Origin of the sequence: Rufibacter ruber (assembly GCF_014138425.1) — a bacterium.
Classification (GTDB): Bacteria; Bacteroidota; Bacteroidia; order Cytophagales; family Hymenobacteraceae; genus Nibribacter; species Nibribacter ruber_C.
Window position 1 is genome coordinate 265,390 of the sequence record NZ_JACJIQ010000003.1, and the last position, 17,756, is coordinate 283,145.

Consider the following 17,756-nt stretch of genomic DNA (forward strand, 5'->3'; position numbering starts at 1 on the left):
TCAGGAAACCGAAACAGAGCCGTTGTGGCGGGAACGTGTCCCCAGCCTGATGCTAAAGCGGAAACCTGTGTCAGTTGCCCGTTTTCCTTTCTTTTTTGGGCGGTTTGGTAGCTGGGTTGGGAGGCGAGATGTTCACCCCCTGCACATTGCCGTTCAAAGCCCCTGAATTGGTAGCGAACCCCACCGGGTCTTTGCGGGCTGCTTCCAGCATTTTATTATACTCGCTTTTGGTGATCTTGACCGCTTTCTGCGGGAACTCAATGGTCTGGAAGGGAGCGGCAGGACTGGCCACGTTCAGCAGTTCATACGTGATGGTTTTCTCGTTGTTTTCGGCTTTGACAATTAACCCGGGCAGCCCGTGCAGCGTGCCCGGCCCCACTGAAAAAGGGACATCTGGGGTGAACCACACCGTCCATTCCGTGTTGGTGGCGGGGGAGTAGGTGGTGGCTTTCTGACAGGTGAGCCCTTGCAGGGTGGTGGTTTCCGGGGAAATGTTCCAGTCATAGAACGGCCAGTCTTCTTCCCAGAAGTACGTGTGCAAGAGGGTGCGGGTAAAAAGGCCTTTGTTTTGGTAGTAGATTTTGTAGAGCTGGGCATCTGTACCGCGTTTGAGGGCGCGGCTGTCAAAGGCGAGGTTCTGCTTAGCGAAGATGGTAGAGTCCCGCACAAACTTGTCATAACTTTTGAAGGCACTCATTTCTTTGCCAATCAATAAGAGCATTCGTTCTGTGTGCACCATGCCGGTTGGGTCTTGCACGGTGTACAGGTATTTGACCACGTGCACCGTTTGGTCAGTCTGCGCCAGCAGAGAGAATGCCGGTAACAGCAGCAACAGCATAAGACTCAATGCTTGCTTTTGCATAATATTCTGCCTGTCGTTATTGGAATAGCTATAGAGATATAAGTTGTGGTAAGTTGTTGAAAGTAAGTTGGTTGAAATTTTTAAGATAAACAAGAGGTAGGGCTGAAAGCAAATTCCTGTTTTTGGGCTGTTTTCTGGAAAACAGCCCAAAAACAGGAAAGGCAGAAAACAGGAAAGCCTGCCCAAAATGGGCAGGCTTTCCTGTTTTAAATATCAAAAGGTTTAGTGGGCACCTTTGTCTTTCTTGCAGCACTCGTCCAGGCGCTCATAGGCGCGGGCGGTGGCAGGGGAATCATCGGCGTCATAGCCCAGGTCGTTCACAGCTTTCTTCAGTTTGGCCGCATCGGTTTTGGAGCCGTTGAACTGAATGGTTACCACTTTGGTGTTTTCATCAAGGGTGGCTTTCTGCACGCCTTTCTCATAGGCCAGACCTTTCTCAATGGTGGCTTTGCACATGCCGCACACCGCCGAGGTTTTAAATTTCACCTCCTCGTTTTTCTTTCCGCCCTGGGCGAAGCCTACGGTAGAGATAGCGGTCAACAACAGCGAGAACAATAGGGTTTTCAAGGTTTTCATTTGGTGATGGTTAAGAGTTTAAAGGTATGGGTTAAAAGTTAAATTTCCTTAGGTGCGTTTTTGACCTGTTTTGCCAAAATCAGGCCAAAAACAGCAATGGGCCTGCATGTAAAGAACAAAATTTAGTTAAACAGAGTTTGGGGCAGGTACAGTTTTATGGCTCCTTTTTTCAGTTTGAGCCCGTCTACATGGCCCATTTTCTGTTTGTCTGCCGTAATGAGGTGCAGGTGAAGGTTGGTGTCATGGTGCGTGAAAATGGTTTTGTGCGCCGTAGAGTAAAAGCCCAGCACCTGAACCGGTACGTTGGCCACCGCATAATCCACCTGCCCTTGGTGCGCATCTTTAGGCGAGCGAACCACCGTGCCGGCGGGCAAATTCACCACGTGGATGGTCGCGTGCTCTGCCATTCCTTCCAGCTTAAAAAAGAACGGTTCTTTCACGTTGGCGGCCCGTTGGGTCAAGTAGTCTTCCAACTGGGGCAGGGTCTGCACCTTGGCCGGAAGTTTCTGCTCTACCCACTTCTCTACGGTGGCGTACCCAAAGAAAGGCGCCTTGAGCTGAAACGTTTCCTCTACTTTCATAGAATTGTCTGGCTGCACCGTGGCTTTGTACGCGGTGCCGTCCAGCACCAGAATTTCACCGGCCAGATTCTCCATCGGGCCCAGCCCGAACAGATGGGTTTTAGAGGAAAGCGTGTCCAGGTCAACGGTTGCGCGCAGCTGGCCTTTCATCATCACGTTTCTCATGGCTCCCACCATTTTCACCTGCTGGGCGTACGCCGATGAAGAAGTACCCCAACTGATGATGAGCACTAATATTCCCGCCCACGCGCGGGTAGAAAGGAGCGTTTTTGAAAATCTTGTCATCTCTGTTTTCATAGCGCGTTTATTTAATGGTGAACCGTAAACCTGCGTAAATTACCCGGCCCGTAATGGGTGCCCAAATCATGCTGGCGTCAAAGTCCTGGCTGAACGGACGGTCGGCGGCAATAATCGGGTTTTTCTGTTTATAGCCCAACAAGTTTTCGCCGCCTAAATAGAGTTCCCATTGTTTAAATGCCCGGGTTACCTGCGCATTGAACACTGCATACGGACTTACCCTTCTTGTTTTAATGGGGCCTTCATGATAATGTTCCATCACAGGCACCGTTCTTTGGCCAAACCATTGCGCCGTCAAATCTGCCCGCCATTTGTCAAAAGGCGTGGCGAAGCCGAGGTTCAGGAACGCGCGTTGGTTGGGTATGAACGGACGCTGCAGCAGCTGGCCGTTGTAGCTGGTGCGCACGTCAAAATACTTGTAAGCCGCTTTCACATCCAGCATAGACGTCAATTCATACTGCACCTCTGCCTGGAAGCTTTTGGAGAAAGAACGGCCGTTCAGGTTGGTGAATATAACCATGTTGGGGCTGCTGTACATATCAGGCACCACCTGGTTCTGGAACGTGGTGTAGTAATAGTCGGTGATGAAAGCGCCGGTACGCTCGCCTAACGTGAAGTACTGGGTGAAACTTCCGCCCACGTTCCAGGCTTTCTCCGGCCGTAGGTTGTCAGGAATCATGAATTCACGGTTACTCACCAGGGAACCAACGTTTTCGGCAATGGGGTTGGCTACCCTGAATCCTTTTCCGGCGGCCAGCCGAAGAATGGTGTTGGGCGTGAAATCATACTTCACGTTGAACCGGGGCGTGAACACCCAGCCGTACAGGTTGTGGTAATCGGCCCGCAGGCCGCCCACCAGCGTCAGATTTTTGCTGTTCTGGTAAACGTACTCAAAGAAGGCACCCGGCACCAATTCCCGACGGGTGTAGTTTTTGCCCGCCAGCGTCTCGTCATAGTCCTCGTACTGATAGCTCAAGCCTGTCTTGTACGTATGCGCCGTGTTCCCAAACGCCGACTGGAAAATCAGGTTCGCCAGGCCGCTGTTCTGCTCGCCAAAGTAGGTTCTGGGTCCGTAGTGCGAATCAAACTGATGGTTGGTGCCTGACAAAATAAGCCCGATGCTCTGGTACGGTTTGCTTTTAAAGGTGTAAGACGTTTTAGAATAAGCGCTCACGCGGTCGGTTTCAGACTCGGTGCCGTAGAAATTGCCTTCGGTTTGGGGCATGCCGCTCCTGAAGCCTTTCTGCCCGCCAATGCGGTTTTCAGTGAGCAGCTGTACGCCCAGTTCAGAGATGATGGGGCCGCCGCTGTTGTACTTCCATTTGTTGAACACGTTGTAGTGCTTGCCCAAGGGTAAATCCAGAAAACCATCATTGTTGCCATCTACCCGGTTAGAAAGCTGGTCTGTGTGCAGCATGAGCACCGAGCTAATTTTCTTGTTCAGGCTGAACGAAGTGTTCACGTTGGCGTCCCACTTGGCCAGGCTGTTACCATACAGGTTCACATGCAGGCGGTCGGTTTTCTCCGGGTCTTTGAGCCGCACGTTCACCTGTCCGGAGATGGATTCGTAGCCGTTCAGCACAGAACCAGTTCCTTTGATAATGTCAATGGCATCAATGTAGGTGCCGGAGAGGTAGTTGAGGCGGTAGGGCGTGGCCAATCCGCGCAGCGAGGGCACGTTTTCAATGGTCAATAAAGTGTACGCCCCGTCCAGCCCCAGCATCTGAATTTGTTTGGCGCCAGAAACCGCGTCTGTGGTAGAAACCTCCACCGAGGCGTTCGTTTCAAAGCTTTCGGCCAGGTTGCAGCAGGCAGATTTGAGCAAGTCTTTGGCGGTAATAACCTGAGAGTTGGTAGGTGTCATGGCCGAATACCGGTCCTGTTTGCCCGTGATGGTCACTTCCTGCAGAGCCGTTTCAGATTTCAGGTGCACCATCAGGTTCTGTTGCCCTTGAAATGTCACCGTATCTGGCTTATAGCCAATGTAACTGATTAAAAGCGCGGTAGCTCCTGAAGGAATTTTAGTGAACGTAAAGAAGCCGTCAGCATCTGTGCTGGTGGCCTGGGTGGTGCCTACCCACAGCACAGAGGCACCAATCAAAGGGGTGTGTTTTTCCTGGTCCATTACCCGGCCAGTCAAGGTTTGGGCCGAGGCCAAAAAAGGAAGCAGGAGCACCAGCAAGGTCAAAGCCCATGCGGCCTGACGTATATAAGAAGACATAGTTATCATGATTTAGTAAAACAATTTCCAGAGAAACAGAAGGGCGCAGAAATGCCGCTTCCGTTTAAAAACCGAAGGAAATGTCTACTAAATGTTCAGGATATGCAGGCGGTGCAGCAAATCTTTGCCCGCCAGCGGAGGGGAGGAATCTGAGTACAGTGGCCAGGAATTGGCCTCCGTGGCAAGCGTAACCGGCGGCAACAGGAATGTGCTGGTTAGCGCCGGTGCAATAGCCAGAAACTCCACCTTAGAAAACTTCAGGGAAGTCTCAACGTCCAGTTTTTGGTACGTGGTGGCCTCACTGCAGCAGGCTTTTTTGCTGACAGAAGTGGTTTTTGGGGCTTTGTCTGGTTTAGGGCAGGCAGGCGCTTTTTTCTTTTTGGAGCAGCAACCCATCTTCTCCATTTTTTTGGCCGCCGCCGAGGATGGGATGGCCATACCCAACATAGCGCAGAACCGCTGCGTACCCGCCACTCCCACAGAACCTGTGAGCAGGCTGAACACCAGCAAAAGCAGCACTATATGTCGGGTTTTTGTCCGCATGTCGCAAAGTTACGGAAAATTGTTCCACTTTCCACCACTTCTGTACCACCTGGTAGAAACGGTTTCTGTTTTGGGTGAGTTTTGGGAAAAACGGCTCATAAACAGCGTATTAGCGGTTTTTGCGCATTATGCTATGAAATTTTTAGCAAATGATATCCAAAAGTTTTCCCGAAGTGGGGCCGTGGGAATGTGGATAATGTGCATAAGTGGGGTGGATAACCATGATTTATCCACAAAGTGGTAAAAAGTGGGAGAACGTGGTTGACTTTGCCTTTGGCTTTACTACTTTTGTTTTGTACCAAAGACTGCCGTCACCACCAAACCAAGTATGAACTTCCTCTCCGGCGAATACGAATGTAAGCTAGACCCGAAGGGAAGATTGGTGCTGCCTTCTAAAATCAAAGCCAACCTGCCGGATGAGTCTGGAAACCAGGTGGTTTTGACCAGAGGGTTTGAGCCATGCCTGGTGTTGTATCCCAAAACCGAGTGGAAGGTGATTTACGACAAGGTGGCCGGTCTTAATGAGTTCAACGAGGAGTACCGCCATTTCCAGCGGAATTTCTTCAGGGGCAACACCGAGGTGGAACTGGATAACGCCGGCCGCTTCATTTTGCCCAGAACCATGGTGCGCTACGCCGAGATAGAGAAAGAAGCCATTGTGGTGGGGCTCGGCAACCGGGTAGAAATCTGGAACCCGGACAAATACGACGAATTCTTAATCAAGGACCAGCAGAACTTCTCCGAGATGGCGCAGAAGTTTCTGGGCGACGGTCCAACCACTACAATAACTGAGTAAAGGCCATGACCTACCACCAGCCCGTTTTGTTACAGGAATCGGTAGATGCGTTGGCCATTAAGCCCGGCGGTATCTATGTAGACGTCACGTTTGGCGGCGGCGGCCACTCTGCGCACATCTTAAGCAAGATGCAGGGCGGTCAGCTCTATTCCTTTGACCAGGACACCGATGCCGAGAAGCAGTCTGAGAAACTCATCTCAGACCAGTTTACGTTTGTGAAAGCCAACTTCCGGTACCTGAAAAAATACCTGCGTCTGTACGGGGTTCGGCAGGTAGACGGCATTTTGGCAGATTTGGGTGTTTCTTCCCATCAGTTCAACACCGCTGAGCGCGGCTTCTCTACCCGTTTTGACGGCCCCCTGGACATGCGCATGGACAATGACAGTCCTTTGACAGCACGCGAGGTGGTGAATACCTATGAAGAGGAGCAGCTGCACAAAATCTTCGGGCTGTACGGCGAGGTGAAGAACGCCAGGACGCTGGCGCGGGAGATTGTATCTTCTAGAAACGTGCAGGCCATTGAGACCATTGCTGATTTCAAGCAGGCCATAATGGGTTGTACGCCAAAGGGTAAGGAAAATAAATACCTGGCGCAGGTTTTTCAGGCCTTGAGAATTGAGGTGAATGATGAACTGAAAGCGCTGGAGGAGATGTTGGAGCAGGCCGTGGAGGTGTTGAAACCCGGCGGAAGGCTATCAGTGATTTCGTACCACTCCTTAGAAGACCGGCTGGTGAAGAACTACATCAGCAAAGGCAAATTCTTTGGGGAAGTGGAGAAAGACTTCTTCGGAAATGAGATTAAACCCCTGGATTCTGTGACGCGCAAGCCCATTGTGCCCAGCGCGCAGGAACTACAGGAAAACAATAGAAGCCGCAGCGCCAAGCTGCGCGTGGCAGAAAAACGGGAGACGCAGGATTCGTCAAATAAGGGGAGAGGAAAAGGAGATAGGTAACACATTTACGAAGATTGAATATGGCAGTCAACACTGTACGTCCGCAAGTTAACCGGCCCAAGGCCAACACCATGCGCGAAGTGCCTAAGGCAGAGCCCGTGCGCGCGCCAAGACCGCCGTGTCAGAAAGGCACCAGTCTGTTTGAGCTGCTGGACCGCTACACCAAAGTAGACTGGTTCTTTGCTGATGGTCTGCCCGTGAAGTACCTGCCCAAGGTGCTGTTTGTGATGGGGGTGGTGCTGTTCTACATTGGCAACACCCACTTCGCGGAGCGCACGCTGCGGCAGATTGACAAAACCAAAGCCGAGACAGAGGATTTACGCGCCGATTACACCACGCTTAAATCTGATTACATGGAAGCGAGCAAGCAGTCTGAGGTGGCCCGCAACGTGGCACCTTACGGCCTGGTTGAAAGTTCTTCCCCACCCGTACAAGTAGTTATTAAGAAAGATGAATATTAAGAGGTCCATTGTCACGCGAGTGCGGTTGGCCTTTTTGGCTATCTGTCTCTTTGCGTTTGCTATTATTTATAAGGTAGGGGTTATCCAGTTCAAAGACGGCGACCGCTGGCGCGAAATCGCCAATGAGAAGCGGTTCCATTACCAGCCCATCTACGCCACCCGCGGCAACATCTACTCAGATGATGACCGGATTATGGCCACGTCTTTGCCTTTTTATAGAGTAGCCTTTGACCCGTCTATTCCCAAGGAAGACGTGTTCAACAAAGGCATAGACTCCTTAGGTATGATGCTTTCCCGTTTCTACGGTGATCATTCTGAGGCGTATTATGTGCGCAAAATCAAGAATGCCCGCCGCGAGAAACGCAAGTATGTGCGCCTGAACGGCCGCATGATTAATTATCAGGACAAGAAGATGATGGCCCAATGGCCGATTTTCAGGGCCGGTAAAAACAAGGGCGGGGTGATATTTGAGAAGATTGACCGCCGGTTCCTGCCGTTCGGGTCGTTGGCGCGCCGTACCATTGGGTTCATCAATGAAGACAAGAAAGGCGCGGGGCTGGAGTTCAGCTTTAACCGCCATCTGGCCGGGAAAGATGGGGAGGCATTATATGAGCGCATGGCGGGGGGGAACAAACCCATCAATGACGGGACCGAGGTCAAACCCATGCCCGGGTTTGACATTCAGACCACCATTGACATTAACCTGCAAGACGTGGCAGAAAGTGCGCTCCGCCGCGTGCTCACAGAGAATGACGCCCACCACGGCTGTGTGATTCTGATGGAAGTAAGCACGGGGGAGATTAAAGCCATTGCCAACTTAGGCAAGCACGGCCCCGGCCTCTATCTGGAAGACTACAACTACGCCGTAGGTAACCAGGGGCGTACCGAGCCGGGTTCCACCTTCAAACTGGCGTCTATGATGGCCTTGCTGGAAGAGACTGACCTGAAACTCACCGATACCATTGACACCGGCAACGGATCTAAGCGGATAGCCGGGGCGGTGAAAACAGATACCCACGGCTACGGAAAAATCACGCTGCAGCAGGTGTTTGAAAAGTCTTCTAACGTGGGCGTGTCAGACCTGATTCAGACCCACTTTGGGGACAACCCGCAGAAGTACGTAGACTACCTGCACAAATTTGGGCTGCACCAGCCGCTGGGTTTCCAGATGAACGGCGAGGCCATTCCGGTGATTAAATCGCCCAAAGACCGCAGCTGGAGCCGTCCGTCGCTTTCTACCATGGCCATTGGGTATGAATTGAAGATTTCGCCGCTGCAGACGCTGGCGTTTTACAATGCCGTGGCCAATAACGGGGTGAAAGTGCAGCCTATCATTGTAAAGAGCATTAAACGCGCTGACCAGGAACTGGAGAAATTTGAAGCCAAAGTGCTAAACCCTAAAATCTGTTCTGATGAAACCCTGGCTGAACTGCGCGCCATGATGGAAGGCGTGGTGGAGAACGGAACGGGCAAGAATGTGCGCAGCAAAGACTACAAAGTGGCCGGTAAAACTGGGACCGCCCGTAAGTTCATGAACGGCCAGTACACCAGAAAGTACTCTACCTCATTTGTGGGTTACTTCCCGGCAGATAGACCTAAGTACAGCTGTATTGTGATCATTGACAACCCGCAGAAATACGCGCAGTACGGCGGTGACGTGGCCGCGCCGGTTTTCAGGGAGCTGGCTGACAAAGCCTATGCGCAAGACTTGGCTATTCATACCCCCATGGCCAGGAGAAAACCAGGCGTGATGCCGAAGTTGCCGAGCCTGCACGCCGGCAGCCAGGAAGAAATCACGCTCTTATGCAACAAACTGGGCATTAGCGCCCATCCGCTGAACCCCGAGGAGGATTGGATTCGGGTTGATACCCAAAAGCACTCGGTGGCTTTGAAGCCGGTCCCCGTGAAAATGGGGCAGGTGCCAGATGTCACAGACATGACCCTCCGGGACGCCATCTACTTGTTAGAGAACAACGGCCTGAAGGTGCGGGTAGCGGGGCTGGGTAGGGTTGAAAGCCAAAGTATTCCACCGGGGGCGCCCCTTCAGAAAGGCGCAGTTATTACCATCACACTAAAACGAAATGGCAAACCTACAAGACCTGCTGAAGTCTTACCAGCCAACGCAATTGCTCGGGCCTACTAACCCCGAGCTTTCTGCGTTAACCATGGATTCGCGTCAGGCAGGGCCGGGCGTGGCATTTTTTGCGATCAGGGGAACTGTACGGGACGGGCACGACTATATTGATGCGGCCGTGGCTCAGGGCGTTTCTGCCGTGTTTTGCGAAAAACAGCCCGAAAACGCACCAGAGCACGTGACCTTTGTGGTGGTGTCCAACGCCGCCGCGGCCATGGGCTACGTAGCCGCTGAGTTCTACGGTAATCCGTCTCAAAAACTGAAACTGGTAGGGGTGACCGGAACCAACGGGAAAACTACCTGCGTCACGCTGCTGCACAAGCTGTACCGGGATTTGGGCTACAATGCCGGTTTACTATCAACGGTGCAGAACCAGATAAACGAAACGGTGATTCCGGCTACGCACACCACGCCAGACGCCATTACGTTGCAGGCACTACTGGCCCAGATGGTGAAAGCCGGCTGCACGCACGCGTTCATGGAAGTGAGCTCGCACGCGCTGGTGCAGCACCGCGTCACGGGCGTGCAGTTCACCGGGGCCGTGTTCACCAACATCACCCATGACCACCTGGACTACCACGGCACCTTTGACGAGTACATCAGGGCCAAGAAGCTGTTCTTTGACGGGCTCACCAAAAAAGCCTTCGCGCTGGTGAACGCAGATGACAAGCGCAGCATGGTCATGTTGCAGAACACCAAAGCCGAGAAAAAAACGTACGCCCTCCGCAAAGAGGCTGATTTTAAGGCGCGCCTGCTGGACAACTCCATTCAGGGCCTGCAACTGGAGCTGGAAGGGCAGGAAGTTTGGTTTAGGCTCATTGGCACGTTTAACGCCTACAATATTCTGGCCGTGTATGGCTCAGCGGTGCTGTTGGGCGAAGACCCGCAGGAAGTACTGGCCAGCCTTTCTAATTTGACTTCGGCCGCCGGCCGATTTGATTACGTGGTGTCTGCCGCTGACCAGATTACCGGCATTGTGGATTACGCGCATACTCCTGACGCGCTGGAGAATGTGCTACAAACCATTGCCCAAATCAGAAAGCCGGAGCAGAAGGTGATTACGGTGGTGGGCTGCGGCGGAAACCGCGATGCCGCTAAACGCCCCGTGATGGCCGACATTGCCGCCCGCCTGAGTGACCGCGTGATTCTGACCTCAGACAACCCCCGCCACGAAGACCCGCAGGAAATCCTGAACCAGATGCAGGTAGGCGTAAAAGCGGCAGATTTGAAAAAGGCGCTTTCTGTGGTAGATAGAAAAGAAGCCATTAAAACCGCGGTCCTGCTAGCCCAACCCGATGATATTATTCTGGTGGCTGGCAAAGGGCACGAGACGTACCAGGAAGTAAAAGGCGAAAGATCGCCGTTTGATGATAAACAAGTATTGCAGGAGGCCTTTGCGCTGCTGCAGAAGTAACTAGACTGATTTGGAGGGGAGAAACGACAAAATAACTCCTGTATCCTAAACCCGAAACAGATGCTTTATTACCTTTTCAGATACTTAGACCAACAATTTGACCTCCTGGGGGCGGGCGTTTTCCAATACCTCTCCTTCAGGGCGGCGTTGGCGGCATTGCTGAGCTTGCTGATTGCCATGGTGTTTGGTGGCCGCCTCATTAGAATGCTGCAGCGCAAGCAGGTGGGCGAGAGCATCAGAGACCTGGGGCTGGAAGGACAGCTGGAAAAGAAAGGCACGCCTACCATGGGCGGTCTCATTATTTTGCTGGCCATTTTGCTGCCAACGCTTCTGCTGGCCCGGTTGAGCAATATCTACATCATCCTTATGTTGGTGTCAACCTTGTGGCTGGGGGCCATCGGGTTTCTGGACGACTATATCAAAGTCTTTAAAAAGAACAAAGAAGGGCTGGCTGGTAAATTCAAAATAATTGGTCAGGTGGGGCTGGGGCTGATTGTGGGGCTCACACTGTTCTTCTCTGAAGACGTGGTGGTACGCCAATACCTGACCGCGAAAGGCATCTCTGCCATTGATGTGGGCAGCACCTACACAGATGTGCGCAAGATGATTACCACGGTGCCCTTCACCAAGAACAACGAGCTGGACTATCACCATTTCTTCAGCTTCGCGAGCCCTTTGTTGGGCTCTTACGCCCGGTTTCTATACATCCCGCTGGTGATTATCATCATTACGGCGGTTTCTAACGGCGCCAACATCACCGACGGGATTGACGGGCTGGCAGCGGGAACCTCGGCCATTATTGGAACCACCCTGGCCGCCTTCGCGTGGGTGTCTGGTAACGCCGTCTTCGCTGACTACTTTGACATCATGTACATTCCTAACACAGGCGAGCTGGTGATTTTCTGTACCGCCTTTGTGGGGGCCTGTGTGGGGTTTCTGTGGTACAACTCATACCCCGCGCAGGTGTTCATGGGGGATACGGGCAGCCTTTCCATTGGTGGTATCATTGCCGTTCTGGCCTTGATTCTGCGCAAAGAACTCCTGATACCTATTCTCTGCGGCATTTTCCTGGTGGAGAATCTCTCAGTGATGCTGCAGGTGAGCTACTTCAAGTACACCAAGAGAAAATACGGTGAAGGCCGAAGAATCTTCAAAATGTCGCCGCTGCACCACCATTACCAGAAGCTGGGGTATCATGAAGCGAAAATCGTATCCCGTTTCTGGACTGTGGGCATTATGCTGGCCATTTTGACGCTGGTGACTTTGAAATTGAGGTAAGTTAGTTGATAGTTATTCGTTGTTAGTTGTTCGTTTTGGAATGAGGGCATACACAGATTTGGATGTTTGGAAAAAGGCAAGAGTTCTTGCTAGCTCTGTGTATAGGTTGTCAAGAAGCTTTCCGAAGGAAGAATTATTTGGTTTGACACTTCAAATAAGAAGAGCGGCTGTTTCTATAGTTTCAAATATTGCAGAAGGCTGCGGAAGACAAACAACGAAAGATGCGGTCAATTTCTTCTATTTCTCAAGAGGTTCACTCTTCGAGGTAGAAACCCAGCTCTATGTAGCCTTTGATGAAAATTATATTTCAGAAGAGCAACTGAAGGTAGCTCTTGAGGAGGTAATGAATTGCAAGAAACTGCTTCATGGGTTCATTAATTATTACAGAGGATTGCCTCCAAAGTCACAGCAAGCTGAGTAACTTGTAAGAATTGGAGTCTAACAACGAATAACTAACAACGAATAACAAAATGATAGCCATACTAGGAGCGGGGGAGAGCGGCGTGGGCGCAGCCTTGTTGGCACAGGCCAAAGGCTATGACGTGTTTGTGTCTGACTTTGGCGGCATCGCTGAAAAGTACCGGGCGCAACTGACCCAGGCGGGTATTCCCTTTGAGGAAGGCACCCACTCCCTGGAGCAGATTTACGAGGCCGAGGAAATCATCAAGAGCCCTGGCATTCCAGACAAAGCGCCTGTGATTCAAGGGGCGTTGGAGCGGAACATTCCGGTGATTTCTGAGATTGAGTTCGCGGGCCGCTGTACTAAGGCTAAATTTATCTGCATCACGGGCACCAACGGAAAAACCACTACTACGCTGCTAACTTACCACCTGCTGAAAAGCGCAGGGCTGAAAGTGGCCTTAGCCGGAAACGTGGGCGAAAGTCTGGCCGGGAAAGTCTTGGAAGATGCCCATGATTACTATGTGGTGGAGCTGAGCAGCTTTCAGCTGGACAATATGTACCAGTTCAAGGCCGACATTGGCATTTTGCTCAACATCACACCAGACCACCTGGACCGCTACGGGAACAAAATGGAAAACTACGCGGCCGCAAAATTCCGTCTGGCGCAGAACATGGCTGCGTCTGACTATTTTCTGTTCAACCAGGATGACGCCGAGATTCAAAAATACATGACCTCGAACGAAGTGCCGGGGACACAGGTGCCTTTTGGGTTGAAAGCTTCTGAAGGCTTGGCCATTCAATATGACGGGAGTGCGATTCTGGCCTCTTTTTCCCAAATCAGGGCAAAAGTAGACACCGCGAATTCGCCGCTCATTGGCCAGCACAACCAATACAATACCATGGCCGCCGTGGGCGCCGCGCTGTTGGTAGGCATTGAACCCGCCCAAATTGAGGAAGCACTTGGCACGTTCCGGAATGCCGAGCACAGATTGCAGCCGGTGGGCGAGATAGAGGGCGTGCAGTTTATCAATGATTCCAAAGCCACCAACGTGGAGGCGGTTTGGTACGCGCTGGACGGCATGCGGCAACCCATTGTGTGGGTAGTGGGCGGCACTGACAAAGGGAATGACTATACGCCTTTGCTTCCGCTGGTGCGGGAAAAAGTGAAAGCCATTGTGGCGCTGGGCGTGGACAACAGCAAGATTATCGCCTCTTTTTCGCAAATCTGCCCCAAACTGGTAGAGACGCAAGATGTGAACGAGGCAGTTAAGTTAGCTAAAGATTTTGCGGAGGCCGGTGACGTGGTATTGCTTTCACCCGCCTGCGCCAGCTTTGATTTGTTTAAGAATTATGAACACAGGGGCCGCTCTTTTGCCGAGGCGGTTGCCGCATTGAAAGGAAGTGACGCATGACAACACCGGTAAAAAATTGGCTCAGGGAGAACCTGAAAGGGGACCCCATCTTGTGGGGAATCGTGATTTCGTTCTCGTTCATCAGTATTGCCGTAGTGTATTCGGCCACGGGTACACTGGCCTACAAGATGTCTAAGAACACCGAGTTTTTCCTGTTCAAGCACTCGGCGCTGATTTTCATTGGCTTGGCGTTTGTGTGGCTGGCGCACAAAGTGAACTACAAATATTACGCGAAGCTCAGTTTGCTGGCCCTCATCTTCTCGGTGCCCTTGCTGATTTACACCTACCTGAAAGGCTCTAACATCAATGAGGCCTCGCGCTGGCTGACCATTCCGGTGATTAACCAGACGTTCCAGCCGTCAGATTTGGCCAAACTGGCCCTGATTTCTTACCTGGCCAGCATGTTGAGCAAGCGCCAGATGAACATTGGTAACTACAAAGAAACCCTGATTCCGTTGGTGCTCTGGAGCGGTTTGATTTGCGGCTTAATTGCCATGAGTAACATTTCAACCGGTCTGTTGCTGTTCCTGACATGCCTTTTGCTTATGTTCATTGGCCGCGTGCCCATGAAGCAAATCATGATTATGATTGTGGTGGGCGCTATCTTCGGGACCATAGCTTTGGCGGTAGGGCAGCGTATGCAGACCGCCATCAGCCGGATTGAGAACTTTATGGACCCTAACGCGAGCGTGTTCCAGCTGGAACAGTCGTACATCGCCATCGCCACGGGCGGGGTGGTGGGCAAAGGACCGGGTAACTCTGACCAGCGCAACGTGCTGCCCCACCCGTACTCTGACTTTATTTACGCCATCATCATTGAGGAATACGGCATGATTGGAGGTGCGGTGGTCCTCTTCCTGTACCTGGCGTTTCTCTACAGGGGCATGGTGGCCGTGACCAACAGCTTGGGCGCCTTCGGCGGATTGCTCTCGGCAGGTCTCAGTTTCAGTTTAGTCATACAGGCCATGGTGAACATGGGCGTGGCCGTGGGGCTGGGGCCTATTACGGGTCTGCCGCTGCCGCTCCTGAGTATGGGTGGTACTTCCTTGATTTTCACCGGAATGTCTATTGGTATTATCCTGAGCGTGAGCCGCAGCGAGTATGAAGCCAGACAACAAGCCATTCCGGCCATGAATAAACCTGCAAATGTTTTAGCCAATGCCTAACAGACCCCTCAAGTTCATTATCAGCGGTGGCGGAACGGGTGGGCACATTTACCCGGCCATTGCCATTGCCAATGAAATCAAGCGCCTGCACCCCAACGCAGAAATCCTGTTTGTGGGCGCCAAAGGCCGAATGGAGATGACGCGGGTGCCGGAAGCCGGTTACAAAATCATAGGTCTCTGGATTAGCGGTCTGCAACGCCGGTTGACGTTAGACAACCTGTCGTTTCCCCTCAAAGTGATTTCCAGCATCAGGAGTTCTTACAAGATTATCAAAGAATTTAATCCCGATGCGGTAGTGGGCGTGGGCGGCTACGCGAGTGGACCGTTATTGTACGCGGCCACCAAACTGGAGATTCCTACCCTGATTCAGGAGCAGAACTCGCATGCGGGAATTACTAATAAATTATTGGCCAATAAGGTAGATAGAATCTGCGTGGCCTATGACAGCATGTACAAGTTCTTCCCCAACGCCAAGATTGTCATGACCGGTAATCCGGTACGGCAAGACATCATTGAGCTGGCAGGAAAACGGGAAGAAGCCATGACGTTCTTCGGGTTAAACCCAGAGAGAAAAACCTTTTTGGTTATTGGCGGAAGCTTAGGCGCCAGAACCTTGAACCAAGCCACTGAGAAAGATTTGCAGAAGATTCAGCAATCGGGCTACAACCTCATTTGGCAGACGGGGAAACTGTTTATTCCTACTGCAGAAGCCGCGGTGAAAGAATATGCCAAAGACCAGTTCTTCGCTTCAGACTTTATCAAGCGCATGGATTTAGCGTACGCTGCCGCCGATGTAGTGATTTCCAGAGCGGGGGCGTTGTCCATTTCAGAGCTGTGTCTGGCGCAGAAACCGTCGGTACTGGTGCCGTCGCCCAACGTGGCCGAAGACCACCAGACCAAAAATGCTATGGCGTTGGTGCAGAAAGAGGCGGCTGTATTGGTGAAAGACGTGGAGGCAGGGGAGACCTTGTGGGACACCGCCATCGCCCTTGCAAATGATGAAGATAAGCAGCAGCAATTGAGCCACAACATTGGTCTTTTAGCCAAGCCGCATGCCGCCCAAACCATTGTTCAGGAACTTTTAAAGCTCATCAGATGAACCTACACCAATTCAAACATATCTACTTCCTGGGCATTGGGGGGATTGGCATGAGCGCGATTGCCCGTTGGTTCCTGGCCAAAGGGTTTGCCGTGGCTGGTTATGATAAAACGCCCACGCCACTTACCCAGAAACTGACCGAAGAAGGAGCGCATATTCATTATGAAGATGACGTGAACCTGATTCCGGCCTCTTTTCGCGAAAACAGGTCAGAAACGCTGGTGGTCTTGACGCCTGCCGTACCAGTTACCCATCAGGAGCGGCAATATCTGGAGCGGGAAGGGTTCACTATACAAAAGCGTTCGCAGGTGCTGGGATTGCTGACGGCTGACCAATATCTGATTGCGGTGGCGGGAACCCACGGGAAAACCACCACCTCCAGCATGGTCGCCCATCTGCTGCATCACGCGGGTGTGTCTACTTCAGCTTTTTTGGGCGGCATCTCTACCGATTTGGGTTCTAACCTTTTGCTTCCGCAGGCGGAAGAGGAGAGGGCGCTGTGTGTGGTGGAGGCTGATGAGTATGACCGCTCCTTCCTAACTTTGCACCCAGACATTGCCGTGGTCACTTCCACAGATCCAGACCACCTGGATATTTATGGGGAGAAAGAGGCGCTGGTAGAGTCGTTCCGGCAGTTTGTAAGCCAGATCAAACCAAACGGTTTCCTTATTCTGAACCACACCGCTGACCAAAGCATAGCCGAGGCCGTGCCTTCGTCAGTGACCGTGATCCGCTACGGGCTTGAGAAGGAGGAACTGCGTGCGGGGGAGGTGCAGCTAGCGGAGGGAGCCATGAAATTTTCAGCCGAAGGGCGGAACTTCCAGTTGCCTGAGACCGCTTTGCAGGTACCCGGTTTCCATAATGTAGAGAATGCGCTGGCGGCGGCGCAGGCGGTATCGCTGGTGGGGGTGCCAGAGCAAAAGATTCAGTCTGGAGTTGCGGCTTATACGGGCGTAAAAAGACGGTTTGAAAAAGTGATATCTATAGGAAAAAGTGTATATTTAGATGATTATGCACACCACCCCCGTGAGATTGAGGCTTTTCTGCGTTCAGTGAGGGCCTTGTATCCGGGACAGAAGCTTCGGGTCATTTTTCAGCCTCACCTCTTTACCCGCACCAGAGACTTTTTAGAAGGGTTTGCCAGAAGCCTGGAACTGGCAGATGAAGTATGGTTACTTGATATTTATCCGGCCCGTGAATTACCTTTGCCCGGCGTAACGTCTGAGCTGCTTTTTGATCAGTTGAACCTGGAGAAAAAACGGTTGCTAAAAAAGGAGGCAGTGCTAGCCGAGTTAGCAAAAGATTTGGACTTTAACGTGCTGGCCACCGTGGGGGCCGGTGACATTGACACCTTAGTTCCTGATATTAAACGACTACTGGAGGAGAAGGCACATGTTATGGAATAGAAAGGTCAAAGCGCTTCTTTTTGCGGTTTTTTGTGCCGCAGGGTTTGTTTTTCTGGCTGCTTTTTCTAGGGATAGACAGTCCGAAAAAATCTGCAAAAAAGTCAATGTTAAAATTGATAATGAGTATAACAATTACTTTCTTAGTGAGTCTGAAG

16 protein-coding genes are annotated in these 17,756 nt (G+C 51.9%); 11 read left to right on the top strand and 5 right to left on the bottom strand.

Annotated features, from left to right (window positions below; genetic code table 11):
• Window positions 1-70 precede the first annotated feature (70 nt).
• From FHS90_RS05315 to FHS90_RS05335, 5 genes are all read right to left on the bottom strand, one after another.
• Window positions 71-862, bottom strand: coding sequence for a GLPGLI family protein (locus tag FHS90_RS05315; protein WP_182512244.1), 792 nt, complete (start codon window positions 860-862; stop codon window positions 71-73).
• A gap of 222 nt (window positions 863-1,084) precedes the next feature.
• The gene (locus tag FHS90_RS05320; RefSeq protein ID WP_066833554.1) at window positions 1,085-1,438 is read right to left on the bottom strand and encodes a heavy-metal-associated domain-containing protein; all 354 of its coding nucleotides are present in this window, start codon (window positions 1,436-1,438) and stop codon (window positions 1,085-1,087) included.
• Between the two features lie 122 nt (window positions 1,439-1,560).
• The gene (locus FHS90_RS05325; protein ID WP_220482993.1) at window positions 1,561-2,304 is read right to left on the bottom strand and encodes an acetolactate decarboxylase; all 744 of its coding nucleotides are present in this window, start codon (window positions 2,302-2,304) and stop codon (window positions 1,561-1,563) included.
• Window positions 2,305-2,323: 19 nt separating this feature from the next.
• Window positions 2,324-4,537, bottom strand: coding sequence for a TonB-dependent receptor (locus FHS90_RS05330; RefSeq protein WP_182512246.1), 2,214 nt, complete (start codon window positions 4,535-4,537; stop codon window positions 2,324-2,326).
• An 87-nt stretch (window positions 4,538-4,624) separates the two neighbouring features.
• Entirely contained in the window at window positions 4,625-5,080 is a 456-nt protein-coding gene (locus FHS90_RS05335; protein WP_182512247.1) for a hypothetical protein, read from the bottom strand.
• Between the two features lie 328 nt (window positions 5,081-5,408).
• On the opposite strand from FHS90_RS05335, the gene mraZ reads away from it, so the two are divergent.
• From mraZ to murC, 11 genes are read left to right on the top strand one after another with little or no spacing between them, the layout of a single operon-like run.
• A complete protein-coding gene (gene mraZ, locus FHS90_RS05340; protein ID WP_182512249.1) occupies window positions 5,409-5,876 on the top strand; it encodes a division/cell wall cluster transcriptional repressor MraZ in 468 nt (155 codons plus the stop codon).
• Between the two features lie 5 nt (window positions 5,877-5,881).
• The gene (gene rsmH, locus FHS90_RS05345; RefSeq protein WP_182512251.1) at window positions 5,882-6,829 is read left to right on the top strand and encodes a 16S rRNA (cytosine(1402)-N(4))-methyltransferase RsmH; all 948 of its coding nucleotides are present in this window, start codon (window positions 5,882-5,884) and stop codon (window positions 6,827-6,829) included.
• 20 nt (window positions 6,830-6,849) lie between these two features.
• Window positions 6,850-7,290 (top strand): FtsL-like putative cell division protein, encoded by a 441-nt coding sequence (locus FHS90_RS05350; protein WP_182512253.1) that lies wholly within the window; start codon window positions 6,850-6,852, stop codon window positions 7,288-7,290.
• The gene (locus FHS90_RS05355) at window positions 7,280-9,433 is read left to right on the top strand and encodes a PASTA domain-containing penicillin-binding protein (protein WP_182512255.1); all 2,154 of its coding nucleotides are present in this window, start codon (window positions 7,280-7,282) and stop codon (window positions 9,431-9,433) included. The genes FHS90_RS05350 and FHS90_RS05355 overlap by 11 nt, the downstream gene beginning before the upstream one ends.
• Window positions 9,372-10,838, top strand: coding sequence for a UDP-N-acetylmuramoyl-L-alanyl-D-glutamate--2,6-diaminopimelate ligase (locus FHS90_RS05360; protein WP_182512257.1), 1,467 nt, complete (start codon window positions 9,372-9,374; stop codon window positions 10,836-10,838). The genes FHS90_RS05355 and FHS90_RS05360 overlap by 62 nt, the downstream gene beginning before the upstream one ends.
• A 60-nt stretch (window positions 10,839-10,898) precedes the next feature.
• On the top strand, window positions 10,899-12,116 hold the full coding sequence (mraY, locus tag FHS90_RS05365) for a phospho-N-acetylmuramoyl-pentapeptide-transferase (RefSeq protein ID WP_066833530.1): 1,218 nt from the start codon (window positions 10,899-10,901) through the stop codon (window positions 12,114-12,116).
• A gap of 40 nt (window positions 12,117-12,156) precedes the next feature.
• On the top strand, window positions 12,157-12,537 hold the full coding sequence (locus FHS90_RS05370) for a four helix bundle protein (RefSeq protein ID WP_182512259.1): 381 nt from the start codon (window positions 12,157-12,159) through the stop codon (window positions 12,535-12,537).
• Between the two features lie 49 nt (window positions 12,538-12,586).
• Entirely contained in the window at window positions 12,587-13,930 is a 1,344-nt protein-coding gene (gene murD / locus FHS90_RS05375) for a UDP-N-acetylmuramoyl-L-alanine--D-glutamate ligase (protein WP_182512261.1), read from the top strand.
• Entirely contained in the window at window positions 13,927-15,096 is a 1,170-nt protein-coding gene (locus FHS90_RS05380) for an FtsW/RodA/SpoVE family cell cycle protein (RefSeq protein WP_182512263.1), read from the top strand. Before murD ends, FHS90_RS05380 begins: the two co-directional genes overlap by 4 nt.
• Window positions 15,089-16,195: an undecaprenyldiphospho-muramoylpentapeptide beta-N-acetylglucosaminyltransferase gene (gene murG / locus FHS90_RS05385; protein ID WP_182512265.1), complete on the top strand. Its 1,107-nt coding sequence runs from the start codon at window positions 15,089-15,091 to the stop codon at window positions 16,193-16,195. The genes FHS90_RS05380 and murG overlap by 8 nt, the downstream gene beginning before the upstream one ends.
• Window positions 16,192-17,601 carry a UDP-N-acetylmuramate--L-alanine ligase gene (gene murC / locus FHS90_RS05390; RefSeq protein WP_182512267.1) on the top strand — a complete coding sequence of 470 codons (1,410 nt, stop codon included), beginning with the start codon at window positions 16,192-16,194 and terminating at the stop codon, window positions 17,599-17,601. Before murG ends, murC begins: the two co-directional genes overlap by 4 nt.
• The last annotated feature ends 155 nt before the right edge of the window (window positions 17,602-17,756 follow it).

Excerpts from the sequence above, each read along its gene's own strand:
- murC (WP_182512267.1), top strand. The coding sequence starts at position 16,192 with ATGAACCTACACCAATTCAAACATATCTACTTCCTGGGCATTGGGGGG.
- FHS90_RS05380 (WP_182512263.1), top strand. The coding sequence starts at position 13,927 with ATGACAACACCGGTAAAAAATTGGCTCAGGGAGAACCTGAAAGGGGAC.
- FHS90_RS05335 (WP_182512247.1), bottom strand. The coding sequence starts at position 5,080 with ATGCGGACAAAAACCCGACATATAGTGCTGCTTTTGCTGGTGTTCAGC.
- mraY (WP_066833530.1), top strand. The coding sequence starts at position 10,899 with ATGCTTTATTACCTTTTCAGATACTTAGACCAACAATTTGACCTCCTG.
- FHS90_RS05350 (WP_182512253.1), top strand. The coding sequence starts at position 6,850 with ATGGCAGTCAACACTGTACGTCCGCAAGTTAACCGGCCCAAGGCCAAC.
- FHS90_RS05325 (WP_220482993.1), bottom strand. The coding sequence starts at position 2,304 with ATGACAAGATTTTCAAAAACGCTCCTTTCTACCCGCGCGTGGGCGGGA.
- FHS90_RS05320 (WP_066833554.1), bottom strand. The coding sequence starts at position 1,438 with ATGAAAACCTTGAAAACCCTATTGTTCTCGCTGTTGTTGACCGCTATC.
- murD (WP_182512261.1), top strand. The coding sequence starts at position 12,587 with ATGATAGCCATACTAGGAGCGGGGGAGAGCGGCGTGGGCGCAGCCTTG.
- FHS90_RS05360 (WP_182512257.1), top strand. The coding sequence starts at position 9,372 with ATGGCAAACCTACAAGACCTGCTGAAGTCTTACCAGCCAACGCAATTG.
- rsmH (WP_182512251.1), top strand. The coding sequence starts at position 5,882 with ATGACCTACCACCAGCCCGTTTTGTTACAGGAATCGGTAGATGCGTTG.
- mraZ (WP_182512249.1), top strand. The coding sequence starts at position 5,409 with ATGAACTTCCTCTCCGGCGAATACGAATGTAAGCTAGACCCGAAGGGA.
- FHS90_RS05330 (WP_182512246.1), bottom strand. The coding sequence starts at position 4,537 with ATGTCTTCTTATATACGTCAGGCCGCATGGGCTTTGACCTTGCTGGTG.
- FHS90_RS05315 (WP_182512244.1), bottom strand. The coding sequence starts at position 862 with ATGCAAAAGCAAGCATTGAGTCTTATGCTGTTGCTGCTGTTACCGGCA.
- murG (WP_182512265.1), top strand. The coding sequence starts at position 15,089 with ATGCCTAACAGACCCCTCAAGTTCATTATCAGCGGTGGCGGAACGGGT.
- FHS90_RS05370 (WP_182512259.1), top strand. The coding sequence starts at position 12,157 with ATGAGGGCATACACAGATTTGGATGTTTGGAAAAAGGCAAGAGTTCTT.
- FHS90_RS05355 (WP_182512255.1), top strand. The coding sequence starts at position 7,280 with ATGAATATTAAGAGGTCCATTGTCACGCGAGTGCGGTTGGCCTTTTTG.